The 15,692-nt window shown below is 70.7% G+C and carries 14 protein-coding genes; 2 read left to right on the top strand and 12 right to left on the bottom strand.

Annotation, left to right across the window (positions count from 1 at the left end):
• The first annotated feature begins 23 nt into the window (after positions 1-23).
• Positions 24-419: a DUF5319 domain-containing protein gene (locus AB0M02_RS08150; RefSeq protein ID WP_364224493.1), complete on the top strand. Its 396-nt coding sequence runs from the start codon at positions 24-26 to the stop codon at positions 417-419.
• A 29-nt stretch (positions 420-448) separates the two neighbouring features.
• Here the strand turns inward: AB0M02_RS08150 and AB0M02_RS08145 are convergent, their stop codons facing one another.
• Positions 449-1,297 (bottom strand): helix-turn-helix transcriptional regulator, encoded by an 849-nt coding sequence (locus tag AB0M02_RS08145; protein ID WP_364223449.1) that lies wholly within the window; start codon positions 1,295-1,297, stop codon positions 449-451.
• A gap of 231 nt (positions 1,298-1,528) precedes the next feature.
• Here AB0M02_RS08145 and AB0M02_RS08140 point away from each other — a divergent pair, with 231 nt between their 5' ends.
• The gene (locus tag AB0M02_RS08140) at positions 1,529-1,915 is read left to right on the top strand and encodes a WhiB family transcriptional regulator (RefSeq protein ID WP_364223447.1); all 387 of its coding nucleotides are present in this window, start codon (positions 1,529-1,531) and stop codon (positions 1,913-1,915) included.
• A 159-nt stretch (positions 1,916-2,074) separates the two neighbouring features.
• Here AB0M02_RS08140 and AB0M02_RS08135 read toward each other — a convergent pair whose 3' ends face one another.
• The 11 genes from AB0M02_RS08135 to AB0M02_RS08085 all read right to left on the bottom strand — a co-directional run bounded on the left by AB0M02_RS08135 (position 2,075) and on the right by AB0M02_RS08085 (position 15,354).
• Positions 2,075-3,580 (bottom strand): molybdopterin-dependent oxidoreductase, encoded by a 1,506-nt coding sequence (locus AB0M02_RS08135; RefSeq protein WP_364223445.1) that lies wholly within the window; start codon positions 3,578-3,580, stop codon positions 2,075-2,077.
• Between the two features lie 57 nt (positions 3,581-3,637).
• Positions 3,638-5,368 (bottom strand): insulinase family protein, encoded by a 1,731-nt coding sequence (locus AB0M02_RS08130; protein ID WP_364223443.1) that lies wholly within the window; start codon positions 5,366-5,368, stop codon positions 3,638-3,640.
• On the bottom strand, positions 5,365-6,306 hold the full coding sequence (locus AB0M02_RS08125; RefSeq protein ID WP_364223441.1) for a hypothetical protein: 942 nt from the start codon (positions 6,304-6,306) through the stop codon (positions 5,365-5,367). The genes AB0M02_RS08130 and AB0M02_RS08125 overlap by 4 nt, the downstream gene beginning before the upstream one ends.
• A gap of 25 nt (positions 6,307-6,331) precedes the next feature.
• On the bottom strand, positions 6,332-7,741 hold the full coding sequence (locus tag AB0M02_RS08120) for an insulinase family protein (protein WP_364223439.1): 1,410 nt from the start codon (positions 7,739-7,741) through the stop codon (positions 6,332-6,334).
• On the bottom strand, positions 7,738-8,685 hold the full coding sequence (locus tag AB0M02_RS08115; protein WP_364223437.1) for a hypothetical protein: 948 nt from the start codon (positions 8,683-8,685) through the stop codon (positions 7,738-7,740). The genes AB0M02_RS08120 and AB0M02_RS08115 overlap by 4 nt, the downstream gene beginning before the upstream one ends.
• 49 nt (positions 8,686-8,734) lie before the next feature.
• Positions 8,735-9,913 (bottom strand): ROK family transcriptional regulator, encoded by a 1,179-nt coding sequence (locus tag AB0M02_RS08110; protein ID WP_364223435.1) that lies wholly within the window; start codon positions 9,911-9,913, stop codon positions 8,735-8,737.
• Positions 9,914-9,944: 31 nt separating this feature from the next.
• A complete protein-coding gene (locus AB0M02_RS08105; RefSeq protein ID WP_364223433.1) occupies positions 9,945-11,204 on the bottom strand; it encodes an ABC transporter permease in 1,260 nt (419 codons plus the stop codon).
• A complete protein-coding gene (locus tag AB0M02_RS08100) occupies positions 11,201-12,004 on the bottom strand; it encodes an ATP-binding cassette domain-containing protein (protein WP_364223431.1) in 804 nt (267 codons plus the stop codon). Before AB0M02_RS08100 ends, AB0M02_RS08105 begins: the two co-directional genes overlap by 4 nt.
• 165 nt (positions 12,005-12,169) lie before the next feature.
• Entirely contained in the window at positions 12,170-13,273 is a 1,104-nt protein-coding gene (locus tag AB0M02_RS08095; RefSeq protein WP_364223429.1) for a substrate-binding domain-containing protein, read from the bottom strand.
• Between the two features lie 355 nt (positions 13,274-13,628).
• Positions 13,629-14,111 (bottom strand): Cys-tRNA(Pro) deacylase, encoded by a 483-nt coding sequence (gene ybaK / locus AB0M02_RS08090; protein WP_364223427.1) that lies wholly within the window; start codon positions 14,109-14,111, stop codon positions 13,629-13,631.
• Between the two features lie 52 nt (positions 14,112-14,163).
• The gene (locus AB0M02_RS08085) at positions 14,164-15,354 is read right to left on the bottom strand and encodes a class I SAM-dependent methyltransferase (protein ID WP_364223425.1); all 1,191 of its coding nucleotides are present in this window, start codon (positions 15,352-15,354) and stop codon (positions 14,164-14,166) included.
• Positions 15,355-15,692 lie beyond the last annotated feature (338 nt).

Here is a 15,692-nt window from a genome sequence, read left to right as displayed (position 1 = left end):
CGGGAGGTGAGTACGGTATGAGGGTGCAAGATGAGCCGATCGACCCGTTCAACGGCGACCCGACCGACCCGGCCGCCGGTCTCGACGACCTCAACGAGGACGCCGAGGCCGATCCGCTGTCCGAGGACGAGCGCCAGGACGTCCTGGAGGACCTCTCCGACCTGGAGATCTACCAGGCACTTCTGAGTCCGACGGGCATTCGCGGGCTGGTCATCGAGTGCGAGGACTGCCACGAGCCGCACTACTTCGACTGGGATCTGCTCCGGGGCAATCTGCGCCACCTGCTGAGCAGCGGGCGTCCGAGGGTGCACGAGCCGGCCTACGACCCGGACCCGGACCACTACGTCACGTGGGAGTACGCCCGCGGTTACGCGGACGGTGTGCACGACACGCTCACAGAGGGCACCGACGACGAATAGGAAGTCGGTGCCCTCTGCCAGAGCTGGTTCTAGGCCACCAGCCCTGCGCGGAAGCCAGCGGCCACCGCGTGAGCGCGGTCTCGGGCGCCCAGCTTGCGGAACAAGCGGCGGGCGTGGGTCTTGACGGTGTCCTCGGATACGAACAGTTCGCGGCCGATTTCCGCGTTGCTCTTGCCGTCGGCCATTCCCCTCAGCACCTGCAACTCCCGCTCGGTGAGCGTGAGCCGGCGCCCGGCCGGCGCCGCGTCGGCCATTCCCACCCCGGCCTCGTTGCCGGGCCACGCAACCATCGGTCGCCCGGTCGCCGGGTCGATCGGTGCGTCACCGCGCTGCGCCGGGACCATCGGCGAGTTGGGCAGCATCGCCGGCACCGCGGCCGCGTTCGGCACGCCCATGCCGGGGCCGGCGTGATACTGGCCACGAGCCGCCGGTGAGTTGTTGTTCCGGGCGCCGCCGGCCACCGTGGCCGGTTGCGCGTTGGCGCCGTTGATCGGCATGCCCTGCGGGCGTACCGGCAACAGGAGCAGGAGCAGCGCCTTGGCGACGACGCTCACGAGGTCGTGCTCCACGCCGCGGATCACGCCACGGGCGCCGGCTGCCACCGCCGCCGCGGCCACCCGCGGATCTTCAGCTCCGAAGAGCACCACTTGTGCCTGAGGCGCGCGGGCCAGTACGCGCCGGGTGAAGCCGACGCTGTCGGGTCGGGTCACGGCGGTGTCGGCCAGTACGACTTCGGCAGGCCGTTCCGCCAGTCGGATCATGGCCTCGGTCTCGCTGACCGCGGTCCTGACGACGCCGGTCATGCCGAGCCGGGCCGCGGTGGACGCGACGGTCTGGGCCGCCAGCGGGGTTCGGACGCACACGAGGACGGTACGCACAGTGATCCTCCTTCTCTCTCAGAGGAGATCACGCGAGGGCCGCAGCATTACGCGCTTTAGATGGAAAAAACGGGAAAGAAAGGTATGACTTGCCACCCCTTTGCCATACCGCTCACGAAGACATCGACATGTTGCGTGTGAGCCGGGGTTAGCCGGGGTACACCCGCGAAAGGCCTGAGCCAGGCCCCTCACGACGAACACTCCGCGGTGCCGCGCGGGAGGAGGGTGTTGATGTCGAACGTTCGCAGGTTGCCCGGGCCCATCGCCGATCTCTGGGATTGGCAGCGCCTGGGACTGTGCCGGGGCCGGGACAGTGCGCAGTTCTTCCACCCCGACGGCGAGCGCGGGTCGTCCCGCAATCGCCGCGAGGCCAAGGCCAAGTCGATGTGCGGCGCCTGCCCGGTTCGGGCCGAGTGCGCCGCGCACGCCCTGGCGGTCCGCGAGCCGTACGGCGTCTGGGGAGGTTTCAGCGAATCGGAGCGGCTGCGGCTGCTCGCGGTCGGCTGGGAGGATCTGGCCGATCGTCACGGACGGGTCGACCTTGTCCGGCTCGAGGCACGCCTCGGCCGGCCCCACAAGTCGGCAGTGCCCGCACAACGGCAGGCACCGGCGGCCTGAGGCCGCCCGGCGCGCGGCATCACCACACGGCTGGCGACACGGTCCTCGCGCGAGGGCCGTGTCGAGTGGTTCAGCGGTTCTTCAACCGCATCGGTGGACATGCAACCCACCGTATGAGCGACTTGCGTTTCCGAGTCGGACCAAAAGTGCGGCTTCGACCTACTCGACGTCGACCGTGACGGCGTGCCATCCGGTTGCGCCGTCGGGCTCCGGCGGCGCACCCACGGAGGTCTGAGTCACCCCATCGAGATCGGTCGCACGTACCCGTAAGGTGTGTCGTCCGGCGGAGGCGGTCCAGGTCAGGCTCCATTGGCGCCAGGTGTCCGAGAAGACCGCGGGCGCGAGCGTCGCCTCCTGCCACGGCCCGTCGCCGGCCTGCACCTCGACCTTGGCGATGCCGCGGTGTTGCGCCCACGCCACGCCGGCCACCGTGACCGCTCCAGCCTTGCGGGAGGCGCCGTCGCGCGGGGTGTCGATCCGCGACTGCGTCTTGATCGGCGCCTGGGCCGACCATCCGCGCGGAACCCAGTACGCGTCGAAGTCCGCGAACCGGGTCAGCTCGATCTCAGTGATCCACTTGCACGCGGAGACGTAGCCGTACAGTCCGGGAACGACCATCCGGACCGGGAAGCCGTGGTCGACCGGGAGCGGCTCGCCGTTCATGCCGACCGCCAGCAGCGCGTCCCGGCCGTCGCGCAGGACCGCGGTCGGCGCACCGCACGTCCAGCCGTCGACCGAGCGCTGCACCGCCTGATCCGCGTCGGGCAGCGGGTCCGCCTCGTCGAGCAGGTCCTTGATCGGTGTGCCGAGCCAGAGGGCGTTGCCGATCAGATCACCGCCCACCGGGTTGGAGACGCAGGCCAGCGTCACGTACCGCTCGACCATCGGCCTGCGCAGCAGGTCCGCCCAGGTCAGCGTGATCGGGTTGCGCACCATGCCATGGATCCGCAGCTGCCAGGCGTTCGGGTCGACCCGGGGCGTGACCAGGGCGGTGTCGATCCGGTAGAAGTCCCGGTTCGGCGTGACGTAGGGGACGGCACCGGGAGCCTGGGCTCCGGCGGGCACGGTCGGCGGCGCGCCGGCGGCGGTGGGCAGCGCCACGGCCTCGCGGGCCGCGTTCACCTCGCGCCGGGATGTCAGCATGCGCCCCGCGACCCCGCCCGCTGCCGCAACCGCGGCCACGATCCCCAGATCACGAAGGAATCGCCGCCGGTCCGGCGAGAGGGATGACTCCCGCGAAGGAGAGGATTCCCGCAGCAGGTGGCGGAGCACGAACGCCGCGACGACGGCCCCGATCAGGGACGGGAGCACCGACGCGAACCCGGCACCTTCACGAGTGATCGCCGCCGCCGCACCGACGAGGCCGAAGAGCACGATCCCGATGACCGCGATCGCCCACCGCCGCAGCGCGAGCACACCGACCCCGAAGGCATAGCCGGCCAGCAGGATCGAGGTGCCGACCAGCAGCGCGGTCTTGTCGTGGACCCCGAAGACCCGGATGCCGAAGTCCTTGATCGGCCCCGGCACGTGATCGACCACCACGCCGCCCACCGCGATCAGGGGCGCCGACCGAGCCCCGGTCACCACCGCGACCAGCTCGGCCACGCCGATCGCCGCCGCGGCCGCCGCAACGCCGGCGAGCCCGGCACGAAGGGAAGTCCTCACTCCACCATCGTCCCTCGCCAGGCTCGGTTCGCGCCCGGCACAGATCTTGCGGATTCCTTACCGGTTGCGCAGCCGTTTGATCGCCCGGTAGACGCCGTACCCGCAGGCCGCGGCGATCGACAGCATCGTCAGCCCGAAGATGATCTCGAAGCCGGTGTCCTCGCTGTCCAGCACCGTGGCGAGCAGCAAGATCAGGCCGAGGAAGCCGGTGAACAGCAGAATCGGCGAGAGCACCACCAGCATGATCACCGCACCCGCGGTGCTTCCGCCGCCGTCCGAAGCGTTCGACGACGGCCCCAGGTAGGGCGGCGGGACCTGGCCCTGCTGCTGGTCGGGCGGGCGCGGCACCGGGATCCGCGACGCGTCGCGCGGCGGCATCGGCGTACGCAGATCCGGCCGCACCCGGGCGTCGAGCGCCGGCACCAGGGCGTGCCCGTTGGCGAACAGCGAGGGCTCGAAGCTCACCTGAATGCCGTCGTGGCCGACGAATCGCCGGGCCCCGTCCGGCCACGCCAGCATCGCGGCGCACTGGTTGAACCACACTGTCGCCGCGGAGTCCTCGCCCACCATGCTGACACCGGCCTCGCCGGCCACCAGACGCAGCGACGGATCCTCCAGCGAGGGGTACGCGGTCCCCTGCACCACCTGCTCGGAGGAGTTCGGCGCGTCCGTGTACCCGGCCCAGTCCGCGTCGGTGCGACCGGGTGTCATCAGCAGCCCGTCCCGGTACGCCGCCGCGGCGACCGCCACGACGTCGTCGTGCGTGACCGCGCGCAGCTCGGCCAGCGCCTCCTCGATGCTCAGCACCGGCCGGCCGGCCAGCAGGTTGAACGCCTGCCCCGGCAGCCGCGCGCCGCTCTCCTCGGCGTGCGTCATCTCCTCGCACCGCTGGTTGACGACCGTGGTCACGTCGGCCTGGTCGATCAGGCCGAGCCGGACCGTCGCCAGCACGTCGACGAAGCCGCCCAGCACCGCGCCCTGCTTCTCGGGCAGCGCGTCGGCGAAGGCGGAGATCACCGCGGAGCCGTCGGCACGGGGCTCGTAGTTGGAGGCGACCGTGTAGGAAAGGCCGCTCTCCTGCCGCAGCGACCGGAACAGCGCCCGCTCCAGGACACCGGAGAAGACCGAGGCCCGGGTCTCCCGGTTGACCACCGAGTTCCACGCGACCACATTGGACGGGCCGTGGAAGAACGCCGGGCGTACCGGAAGGGCGGACGACGCCACCGGGACCGGCTGCCGGTAGCCGGACGGCAGGGTGAGCTTGAGCCCGGCCGGCACGGCCGGGCCGGCGATCCAGAGCGCCGCGTTCTGCTGGGTGAAGTACCGGCCCACCCAGGCCCGCAGGTCGTCCGGGGTGATCCCGGTCAAACCCCACTCCGGGTACGTGACCACGCCGTAGTCACGGGCACCGTGCCGCCAGAGCGCCAGCGCCTCGGTCGGCCCCTCACTGCGCCCGTTCTCCTCAGTGCGCAGGATCTCCTTCTCCGTGCTGAGCCGGTGCATCGGCAGATCGTTCAGCGCGGTGCAGACGCCGTTGAGGAACGCGACGATGTCCGCCTCGGCGCCCTGCATGTGGAAGAACGTGTACTCGACGCTGGTGGCGCCGTTGTAGTGGTAGTCGGCGACGCCGAAGGAGTGCAGCGCCAGGTGCTCGACCAGGTGCGTGATGCCGCGCTTGGCGAGCGGCTCGTCCGCGAACCCGACCCGGAACACCAGCCCGGCGTGCATCGGCCCGTTGGTGGGCGCGAGGACCGTTGGTATCCCGTCGACGTCCAGCTGAGTGATCATCTCTTACCTCCGAACGCCCACGTCCGGGCCTGCCGGATCTGGGTGACGACGTCCTCGTTCACGTACGACCACGGCATCTCGGTGCCCAGGTTCCCCATCGCCGTGAAGGTCGCCGCCGCCGCGCGCTGATCATCCAGCAGCGTGAACAGCAGGGCGAATGTACTCAGCGCCTCCAACCAGCCGTAACCTCGGCCGAACGACGGGTGCCAGATCGACCGCTGCGCGGCGTCGTAGATCTCGGCACGCACCTGGTCGTTGGCCAGGTAGCTGACGATCTCCTGGCTGCTGCCGTCGAAGGCGTGCTCGATGTGCGCCTCGGCGACCAGCAGCCCGTGCGCCCCGCCGGGCGGCGCCGCCTGGATCGCCTCGCGCGCGAACTGGTGCAGCTGCTCCCAGGTGCCGCTCCACTTGGGACAGAGCATCTGCAGCAGCTGGAGTTGTCCGGGCAGGTGGTGCGGGTCGGCGGCCATCAGCCGGTCGTGCCGCCGGCGGCTCTCGGCGAGGCCCAGTTGCAGGCCGCGTGCCGAGGTCATCCGCGCGGTCCAGATCGCCGGGTCCTTGGGGCAGTACGCCGCGCCGTCCATCAGCACCAGCTCGGCCTTGCGCAGCCAGTCGTGGAACGCGGCGAACTGCTCGCGGCTCACGTACTGCGCACGGGCCGAGGTCCGGATCTTCCAGCCGACGTCGGTGAGATGCATGCCGAGCAGCGCCGAGGCGGCTCCGTCCTTCGGATCGGCGGCCAGCACCCCGCGCAGGAACTCCTCCAGGCCCTGCTCCTCGCAGACGGCGCGGAGCAGCCCGGTCCGGTCCATCGGGGCAGCCGAGTCCAGCAGGGCACGGCACGCCGGCCAGTCACGGCGAGCCAGCACGGCCTTCAGCGCAGTGATAGCCGGGTACGCGGCGGCACGATCAAGCACCACGTCGGTGGGTTGGGACATGGCGCGCAGCATAAGGGTCGATCAGTTACCGCGCATCGGTGATATCGGCCTCAGATTCCGCCGACCGCAGATCGACGCGGACGCGCGCCGGAACGCGGGCGTCGATCTGCTCGATCAGCGCCGCACCGCCACGGAACGCGGCCGGGTCGACGCGGACCGCGGCACCGTCCTCCCCCACCAGTTCCCGGCTTCCGTCCGGGCCGACCAGGAGAGCCGCGCATGTGTCGTAAAGCACCGTCCCGCCGCCCACAACGGTGACGCCCTCGTCCGAGTACACCAGCCGGAGACTCCGGTTGCCGCGCGCCCGCAGGGTCCGGCCGGAGATCGGCGACGAGGGAAGTGACGCCGCCGGATAGCCGCCCCAGTCCGCGCTCGTCCCGGCCGGTGTCATCAGCAGTCCCGCCTCGTAGGCGGTGGCGGCGACCGCGGCCACCTCGGCGACGGTGACCGCGCTGGCCTCGGTGACCGCGTCGTCCAGGCTGCGCACGCTCAGGCCGGCCAGCACGTTGAACGCCTGCCCGGGCAGGCGGCCACCCTTGCGCTCGGCCTCGCGCAGGCCCCGGCAGGTCAGCTCGACCACGGTGGCCACGTCGTCCGGCTCGATCCGCCCGGCGCGCATCTCGGCCAGCGCGTCGATCGTCCCGCCGAGCGCCGCCCCGGCCCGTTCGGGCAGCGGTTCGGCGACGGCGGTGATCCGCGCGGTCCGCCCGGCACGCGGTTGATACTCGGTGCCGACGCGCGCGGCGATCTCGCTGCGCAGGCACAGGTCGCGGTGCAGGCGGCGCTCCAGGACGTTGGCGAAGACCGCAGCGCGCGCTTCCCGGCGTACCACTGTGTCCCAAGCCACCTCCTCACCCGGACCGGCGAACCAGGCCGGTGTGGCCGCCAAGGCCGCCGACGGCGCTGGCGGCGGCTGTCGCTCGCCCTCCGCGAGATCCAGTGCCAGACCTTGCGGCACCGCGTCGCCGGCCACCCAGAGCACGGCGTTCTCCCTGGTGAAATACCGGGCGATCCACTCGTTCAGATGCTCGGCGCCGAGCCCGGCCAGGCCCCACTCGGGGTATCCGGCCATGCCGAAGTCGCGGGCGCCGTGCCGTCGCGTCGGCAGCGGGCCGACCGGCTGGTCCTCGGACCGCAGCACCTTCTTCTCCGCGTCGATCCGGTCGGTGGGCAGCCGGCGCAGCGCCGCGCAGACGCCCGTGACGAACTCGGCGATCCGCTCGGCGGAGCCCTGCACATGGAAGTAGGTGTGCTCGGCGCCGACCCGGCCGTTGCGATGACCGTCCAGGACCAGGTGCTGGATCAGGTGGGTGATGCCGCGCCGGGCCGGCGGCTCGTCGGCGAGACCGACCCGGAACACCAGGCCGGCGTGCGTGGTCCCGGTGACCGGTGCCAGCAGGGCCGGGACACCGTCCACCTCCAGCTGCTTGATCATCGGTCTCCTCCGACGGGGGCACCGCGCGTGAACACCGTCCGGATGCGGTAGGAGCGGATCACCCCGGCGGCGCTGTCGCCGAGGTAGTGCCAGGGGTACTCGGTGCCGAGCCCGTCGAGCGCGTCGAACAGCGTTTTCGCCGTCCGCAGCTCGCCGGCCAGGCAGAACGTCATCGCGAACGTGTTCAGCACCTGCACCCATCCGGCGGTCCGGCGGAACTCGGGGTGCTGGACCGAGCGCGCGGCGGCCTCGCTCACCTCGGCGAGCACCGGCGTCGAGGCGAGGTGCCGCCGGGCGCCGGACGCGGTGCCGCCACCCTCGCCGAGTGCCTGTTCCAGATGGGCCTCGGCGATCAGGACGGCGTTGTGCGAACCGAGCGGCGCGGCGTCCGTCGCGGCTCGAGCGAACGTGTGCGCGTCCGGCCAGGTGCCACCCCAGCGCGGGGTGAGCTGCTGCAGGAGCTCACTCTGAGCGGGCAGATGGCATGCGTCGAGCTCGGCGAGCCGGTCATAGCGGCGGCGGGCCTCGGGGAGGCCGAGTTCCAGGCCGCGGGCCGAGGTGAGACGTGCGGTCCAGGCCGCAAGATCTTCAGGGGTACGCGAAACCGACGCCACCAGAATCGACTCGGCCTCCACCAGCTGCTCCCGGAACGGCGTGCCCCTCTTGCGCCGGACACGCGCGGCCCAGGAGACGGCCATCAGGCGCTGGGCGAGCAGGACGGCGGCGGCGCTGTCGGCCGGGTCGGCGGTCAGCACGCCCCGCAGGAACTCCTCGGTGCCCTCGCGGTCCGCGCAGGCCCGGAGCAGCAGCGTGCGCTCCACCGGCGCGGCGGTGTCGATCACCGCACGGGCCGCCGGCCAGTCCCCCGCGTCCAGGGCGGCACGCAGGGTCGCGATCGTCGGATAGGCGACGGCCGGATCCAGGACCGGTTGACGCGGAAGCATGGCGCGCAGCATAGATCTTCCCCAGTGGATCGCGCTGCGGGGAGGCGGCTCAGATCTCGAGAGGATCGTCGAGCAGATGCTCGAAGGCGAGCTCAGCGGCACCGATCAGGGCGGCGTCGGCGCCGAGTTCCGGGGTGCGCAGCCGCACGTGTTCCCGGCATGCGGGCAGGCCGACCGCGTTGAGGCGGCTGCGGATCTGCGCGGCGGCGCCCAGGTAGACGTCGCGGAGCGTCCCGCCGAAGATCACGACCTCGGGGTTGAAGATGTTGACCAGGTTGCCGACGCCGAACCCGAGCCAGTCGCCGACCTGTCGCAGCGCGTGCTGAGCCTGGCTGTCACCGCGCATCGCCGCGTCGACCACTTCGAGAACCGTGTCCCGGCCGGTGCCGTCCTCACGGGCGGCCAGCCGGAGCAGCGCGTGCTCGCCGATCTCGGTCTCCCAGCAGCCGCGCGAGCCGCAGGAGCAGGGCCGCCCGTACGGGTTGACGACCATGTGGCCGACCTCGCCGCCGTAGCCGCCGTGCCCGGTGACCCGGCGCCCACCGGCCACGATCCCGGCACCGACACCCACGTCGCCGTAGAGGTAGATGACGTTGTCGCAGTTCACCGCCGCGCCCCGGGCGTGCTCGGCGAGCGCGCAGACGTCGGCGTGGTTGCCCACCGAGAGCCGGCCGGACTCACCCAGCTCGGAACGCAGCGCGGCGCCGACCGGCTCCTCGACCCAGCCGATGGTCGGCGCGAGGCGCACCATGCCGTCCTCACGGCGGACCATCCCGGCCACGGCCAGGCCGCTGCCCACGCACTTGGCGTCGCCCGGCACCGTCTCGTGCATGCTCCGGACGAAGTCGGCGAGCGGCTGCACCGCGTCGTCGGCACTCATCCCGGGCGGCCGTTCGGTCTCGTACTGCTCCAGGATCCGGCCGCCGAGCCCGACTCGCGCCGCGCGCAGCCGGTCCACCTCGATGCTCAGCGCGTACGCGTAGACCCTGCCCGACTCGGGCCGGACGACCAGTGAGGGTCGCCCGGCCCGGCCGGTCTCCCGTGGTACCGCCTCGCTGACCAGACCTGCGCTGATCAGCTCGGCGGTGAGTGCCCCGATGGTGCTGCGGTTGAGGCCGAGCCGGCTGGTGAGCTCCGCCCGCGACGTCGCGCCGTGCGTGTGCACGTAGCGCAGAAGCGTCCCGAGGTTGTGCCGGCGCACCTCTTCCTGGCTGGGGCCGGCACGCATCAGCGCCCCGTCCCCGGCCCCGGAGCGTGCTTCATCGGTTGCCCGTGGATGCTGCCCTACGTCGGGCCAGCGCGTCGACGCTCGCGGCGGCGAGCAGGACCAGGCCGGTGAAGATGTACTTCTGACCGGAGCTGAAGCCCATCAGGCCCATGCCGTTGTCGATGACCGCGATCACCGCGCCACCGATCACCGCGTTGACGACCTTGCCCTTGCCGCCGAAGAGGCTGGTGCCGCCGATGACGGCCGCGCCCACCGAGTACAACAGGATGTTGCTACCACCGGTGTTCGGGTCGACCGAGCTGGCCCGGCTGACGATCAGGATGCCGCCGATCGACGCCATGAACGAGCCGATCACGAAGACCGAGATGCGGATCCGGTCGACCGGGATACCGGCGCGGCGGGCCGCCTCGGAGTTGCCGCCGACCGCGTAGACGTGCCGGCCGTACGTGGTGCGGCCGAGCACGAAGGTCCAGACGACCAGGGCCACCGCGATGATCGGAACGACGATCGGGACGCCCTTGAGCGAGTTGATCGCCGGGTTGATGGCGCGTTCCTGGGTGAGCACCAGGGTGGCCGCGATCAGCAGCACCGCGAGCCCGCCGATGCGCAGCAGGACGATGCCCAGCGGGTCGGTGATCAGCTTGCGGCTGGTGCGCCGCCGGTACCGGTTGAGCTGCACGACCGCGTAACCGACCACGGCGGCGATGGTGAAGATCCAGCTCCACAGCACCGACAGGTTGTCGTTGTTGAGGGCACGGACGAACTCGTCGGTGATCGAGACGTTCTTGCCGCCACCCAGCATGGTGAGCAGCACGCCCTGGAAGCCCAGGAACGCCGCGAGGGTGACGACGAACGACGGGATGCCCAGCTTGGCCACGAGCAGGCCGATGGAGAACCCGATGATGATGCCAGTGATCATCGCGGCCGGGATCGCGACGTACCACTCCATGCCCTTGTTGGTGAGCAGGATGGCCATCACAGCGCCGCACACGCCGCTGGCGTAGCCGGCGGAGAGGTCGATCTCGCCGAGCAGCAGCACGAACACCAGGCCCATGGCGATGAAGGTGACCTGGGCGCCCTGGTTGAAGAGGTTGGCGAAGTTCAGCGCGCTGAGGAACGTGTCGGTCCGCGCGGTACTGAAGATCAGGAACAGGACGAGGAGTCCCAGGACCGCGGGGAGGGAGCCGAGGTCGCCACCCCGGACCCGGGCCCAGTAGTCACGGAGGTGGCTGCTCACCGTCGGCTTGACGGCCTGGATGCCGCCCGCCGTTGTCGTGGTGGTCGTGGTCACTGTGCGTCTCCCGGCGTGATGTCGACGAAGTCGGAAGGCTTCTCGGGAGGCAGGCCGAGGTTGCCGCTGCGGCCACCGGTGATCAGCTCGACAACCTGCGAGTGGGTGACGTCGGAGGCCTTCACCTGGGCCGCCATCCGGCCGAGGTAGAGCGCCGCGATCCGGTCCGAGACCGCGAACACGTCGTTCATGTTGTGCGAGATCAGCACGACGCCGAGACCGTTGTCGGCGAGCCGGCGGACCAGCTCGAGGACCTGCGCGGTCTGCGCGACACCGAGGGCCGCGGTCGGCTCGTCGAGGATCACGATCCGGCTGTTCCAGAGCACGGCCTTGGCGATCGCCACGGTCTGCCGCTGGCCGCCGGAGAGGCTGGAGACCAGCTGGCGCAGCGACTTGACGGTCCGCACCGACAGGCTGCGCAGAGTCTCGCCGGCCATCTCCTCCATGGTGTCCTCGTCGAGGACGATGCCCGACTTCTTCTCCCGGCCGAGGAACATGTTCTGAACGATGTCCAGGTTGTCGCAAAGTGCGAGATCCTGGTACACGACCTCGATGCCGAGGGCGGAGGCGTCCCGGGGACTGTGGATCGCCACTTCCTTACCGTCGAAGGTGACGGTGCCCGAGTCGATGGTGTAGATGCCGCTGATGCACTTGACCAGCGTGGACTTGCCTGCGCCGTTGTCGCCCACGAGGGCGGTGACCTCGCCCGGGTAGACGTTGAGTCCGACGTCGTGGAGCACCTGTACGGGACCGAAACTCTTGTCGATCCCGCGAAGCTCCAGAAGGGGTGTCGCGGCCACGGATGGTTCTCCTTTATCTGGTGACCGGTTTCGTCGTGGCGCCACCACTTCTTCGTGGCTCGCCGACTGCGGAGGGCTGTCGCAACCGACCCGGCGCCGCCCACGGAAATCGTGGGCGGCGCCGTCCTCAGCCGTTACGGTGCGGGCTGATCAAACAGCTGGAGGTCAGCTGATGCCGGCCTCGGTGCACTTGGCCGCGAAGTCCGCGGTGCACAGCTCATCCTTGGTGACGAAGCCGTCCGCGACGACGTCCTTCACGCTGTCGAACTTGATCGACTGCGGCTCGAGCAGGACGGACTTGACGTCCTTCTTCGACTCCGGGTCGGTCACGGTGCTGGTGGCGGTGGTCGGCGCCTCGCCCTTGGCCAGCGCGATCGCCAGCCCGGCGGCCGCGTCGGCCTCCTTCTTGATCGCCTTGTAGACGGTCATGCACTGGTCGCCCACGAGGATGTTCTGCAGGCCCTGCACGGTGGCGTCCTGGCCGGTCACCGGGACCTGGCCGTTCAGCTTGTTCTTCTTCAGAACCTGGATGGCCGCGTTGCCGAGGCCGTCGTTCGCCGCGAGAACACCCTTGATGTTCTTGTTCGAGGTCAGGTCCTGCTCGAAGAGCGTGCCGCCCTGGGCGTTGTCCCAGTCCGGAACGTCGGTGTCCGGGCCCTTGGTGTACTCCTTGGAGTCGAACTTGGGCTTGAGCACCGAGTCGTAGCCCTGCTTGAACAGCGTGGCGTTGTTGTCGGTGGGCGAGCCGTTCAGGTACGACACGACCGGGTTGGTGACCTTCTTCTCGGTCAGGCAGTCGACCAGACCCTGGCCCTGCAGCTCGCCGACCTTCACGTTGTCGAACGACACGTAGTAGTCCGCGCCGCCGTTGAGGGTCAGACGGTCGTAGTCGATCGTGGCGATACCGGTCTGCTTGGCCTTGTCGAGCACGGCCTTGCCGGTGCCGGAGTCCAGGTTGACGATCATCAGAACCTTGACGCCGCTGGCGATCATGCCGTCCGCGAGCGTCTGGAACTGGGCCTTGTCGCCCTGCGCGTTCTGGATGTCGGCCTCCACACCGGCCGCCTTGAAGGCGTCGGTGAGGTACTTGAGGTCAGCGGTCGCCCAACGAGCGGAGCTCTTGGTGTCGGGCAGGATCACGCCGACCTTGCCAACCGACGAGCCGGAGTCGCTGCCCGTGTCGGAGTTGCCGCTGTCGTCGCCGCACGCGGCCATGCTTCCGGTCGCCATGAGGCCGACCGCGGCAAGGGCGAACAGTCCCTTACGCATTCCTTATGTCCTTTCGGGGGGTAAATCCGGGGCCTTGGTTCGGATTTGTCAGGGGTTGTGCGCTGCCTGGGAGTGTCGCTCCCCTGTGACGCCGATGGATCAGGAACCGGTTTGTTGTGCCCGGCAACGTATTCCTCCCGTGGCCGAGAACACAAGCCGCAACGGAGGTCTATCTCGTAACGAGGGATAACAATCCGGCAACACGCCAGTTCGACAAGCCCTCGCCAGGCCAGGGAAAGCGCCCCTTTGTAACCGCACAACGTAACGCTAAGTAAGACTTGGGCCTTAGGGGGCCGGAAACCCTAAGGACAGACCTTTCGTCGCCGAGTTGTACGATTTTCGGCCCGCGCGCGGATCAAGTCCGAATCGGTGCGACGGTCGCCTCGGTGAGCCGAATCAGATCAGCGGGAGCCAGCGAGACCTGCAGCCCGCGGCGGCCCGCCGAGACGTACATCACATCGAGGCCCGGTGCCGAGTCGTCGATCACGGTGGGCAGGCGCTTGCGCTGCCCGAGCGGGCTGATCCCGCCCCGCACGTACCCACTCGTGCGCTCGGCGGCGCCCCGGTCGGCCAGCACCGCCCGCTTGCCACCGGCCGCGACCGCCAGCGCTTTCAGGTCCAGATCGCCGGTGACCGGCACGACGCCGACCACGAGCCGGCCGTCGACCTCGGCGATCAGGGTCTTGAAGAGCCGCTCCGGCTCGACGGCCAGCGCCTGCGCCACCAGCGCGCCGTAGTTCGGCGCGTCGGGGGACACCTCATACGGATGGAGGGTGTGTTCGACCCGTTCCGCGGACAGCAGGACAGTGGCCGGCGTACCGGCCGCTTTCTTGGCCATGCGGGCACGCTACTCCCGGGGGAGATCAACATGCGCGCCCGATATGGACCCGTTACGCCACCGTTGTCAGCAGGGCCGCCGGCGCGCCGCCCACCCGGGTCAGCACCAGGCCGGCCTCGTTCGGGCCGGACAGCTTCAGATCCTTGCGGAGTTGGTCGGGCACCAGGGCGGACCCGCGTTTGCGGATCTCCAGCCGGCCCACGCCGCGCTCCCGCAACAGCGCCCGCAGCCGCTTCAGCGAGAACGGGAGGACGTCGGTGACACCGAGGCGCCGCGCGTACGGGGTGTCGGCCGGCTCGTCGCTGTAGACGTACGCGATCGACGGGTCGGCCAGCCGCCCGCCGACCGTCTCGGCGAACTCGGCGACCAGGTGCGAGCGGACCACCGCCGGATCCGGGTCGTAGATCCACGCGCCGACCGGCCCGACCGGCGCCGCCTCGACGCCCGAGCCGACCAGCTCCGCCACTCGCGAGCCCGCGCCGAGCAGCGTGGCCCGCCGCTGCGCCGCGGCGAGCGGCCCGCACCAGAACGCCGCCTCGACCAGGTCGCCGCCGACGCTCACCCACTCGCCCTCGGCACCGGGCGGCAGCAGGCCGTGGTCGATGCCGGGCGCGAGCTTGAGAACGGTCCGCGGCACCCGGGCGGCCAGTCCCACCACGAAGTCCCAGGGCGGCGAGTACGCCTTCGGGTCGAACACCCGGCCCCGCCCGGCCTGCCGCCGCGCCGGGTCGGCGAAGACCGCGTCGTAGCGCTCCACCTCGACCGTGGTCGCGTCGGCGCAGGCCACCGTGACCCGGTCGGCCACTCCGGCGGCCTCCGCGTTCACGGCCGCGACGGCCGCGGTGAGCGGGTCGGCGTCCACCGCGTACACCCGAATGCCGTGCCGGGCCGCCGCCAGAGCGTCGGAGCCCAGCCCGCACCCCAGATCAGCCAGGGTTCGCACCCCGGCGGCCGCGAGGCGCGCCGCGCGCCGGTCCGCCACCACGGACCGCGTCGCCTGCTCCAGACCGGCTCGGGTGAAGAACATCCGGGACGCGTCCGGGCCGAACTTCATCGCCGCGCGCCCGCGCAAACTAGCCTGGGTCAGGGCGGCCGCGGCGAGCTCCGCGCCGACACCTCGGGCCCGTACAGCCGAGGCGGCGGCGAGTGGCTCACCGTCGCCGACCTCGACCGCCACGGCCAGGGCTTCGGCCCCTTCCGGTGTTTGCAACAGGGCGAGCAACTCAGGTGTCACACCAGGCATTCTCCCTGGCGTGACAGGTTGGCACTCTGGTTGACGGAGTGCTAGTTCCGGCATAGTCTCCGGTTAGCACTCTCAACATGAGGGTGCCAGCCGCCCGGGTCCTCCGCGGCGGTTGGGCCTGTCCTGTCGAGCACCCGAGTGCGAGGCGAGGTCCAGGTGGTGGCTGGCGTCGGCCGCGCAAAGGTCGCATACCGGTGTTGTATGTGGCCTTTGCGCGGCCGCCGTCAGGCGCCGCCTGGGCCACGCCGCAGCCCCGGGTGGTCGACAGGACAGGCCCAAGGCACCAGGCGGACCGGCACCCGCGACGACGGCCCCGCCCGGTGGCATGAGGCATCAGA

The organism is Actinoplanes sp. NPDC051861 (genome assembly GCF_040681145.1).
GTDB lineage: Bacteria > Actinomycetota > Actinomycetes > Mycobacteriales > Micromonosporaceae > Actinoplanes.
Note: the sequence above shows the minus strand (reverse complement) of the source record. Positions and strands in the feature narration are given on the sequence as shown.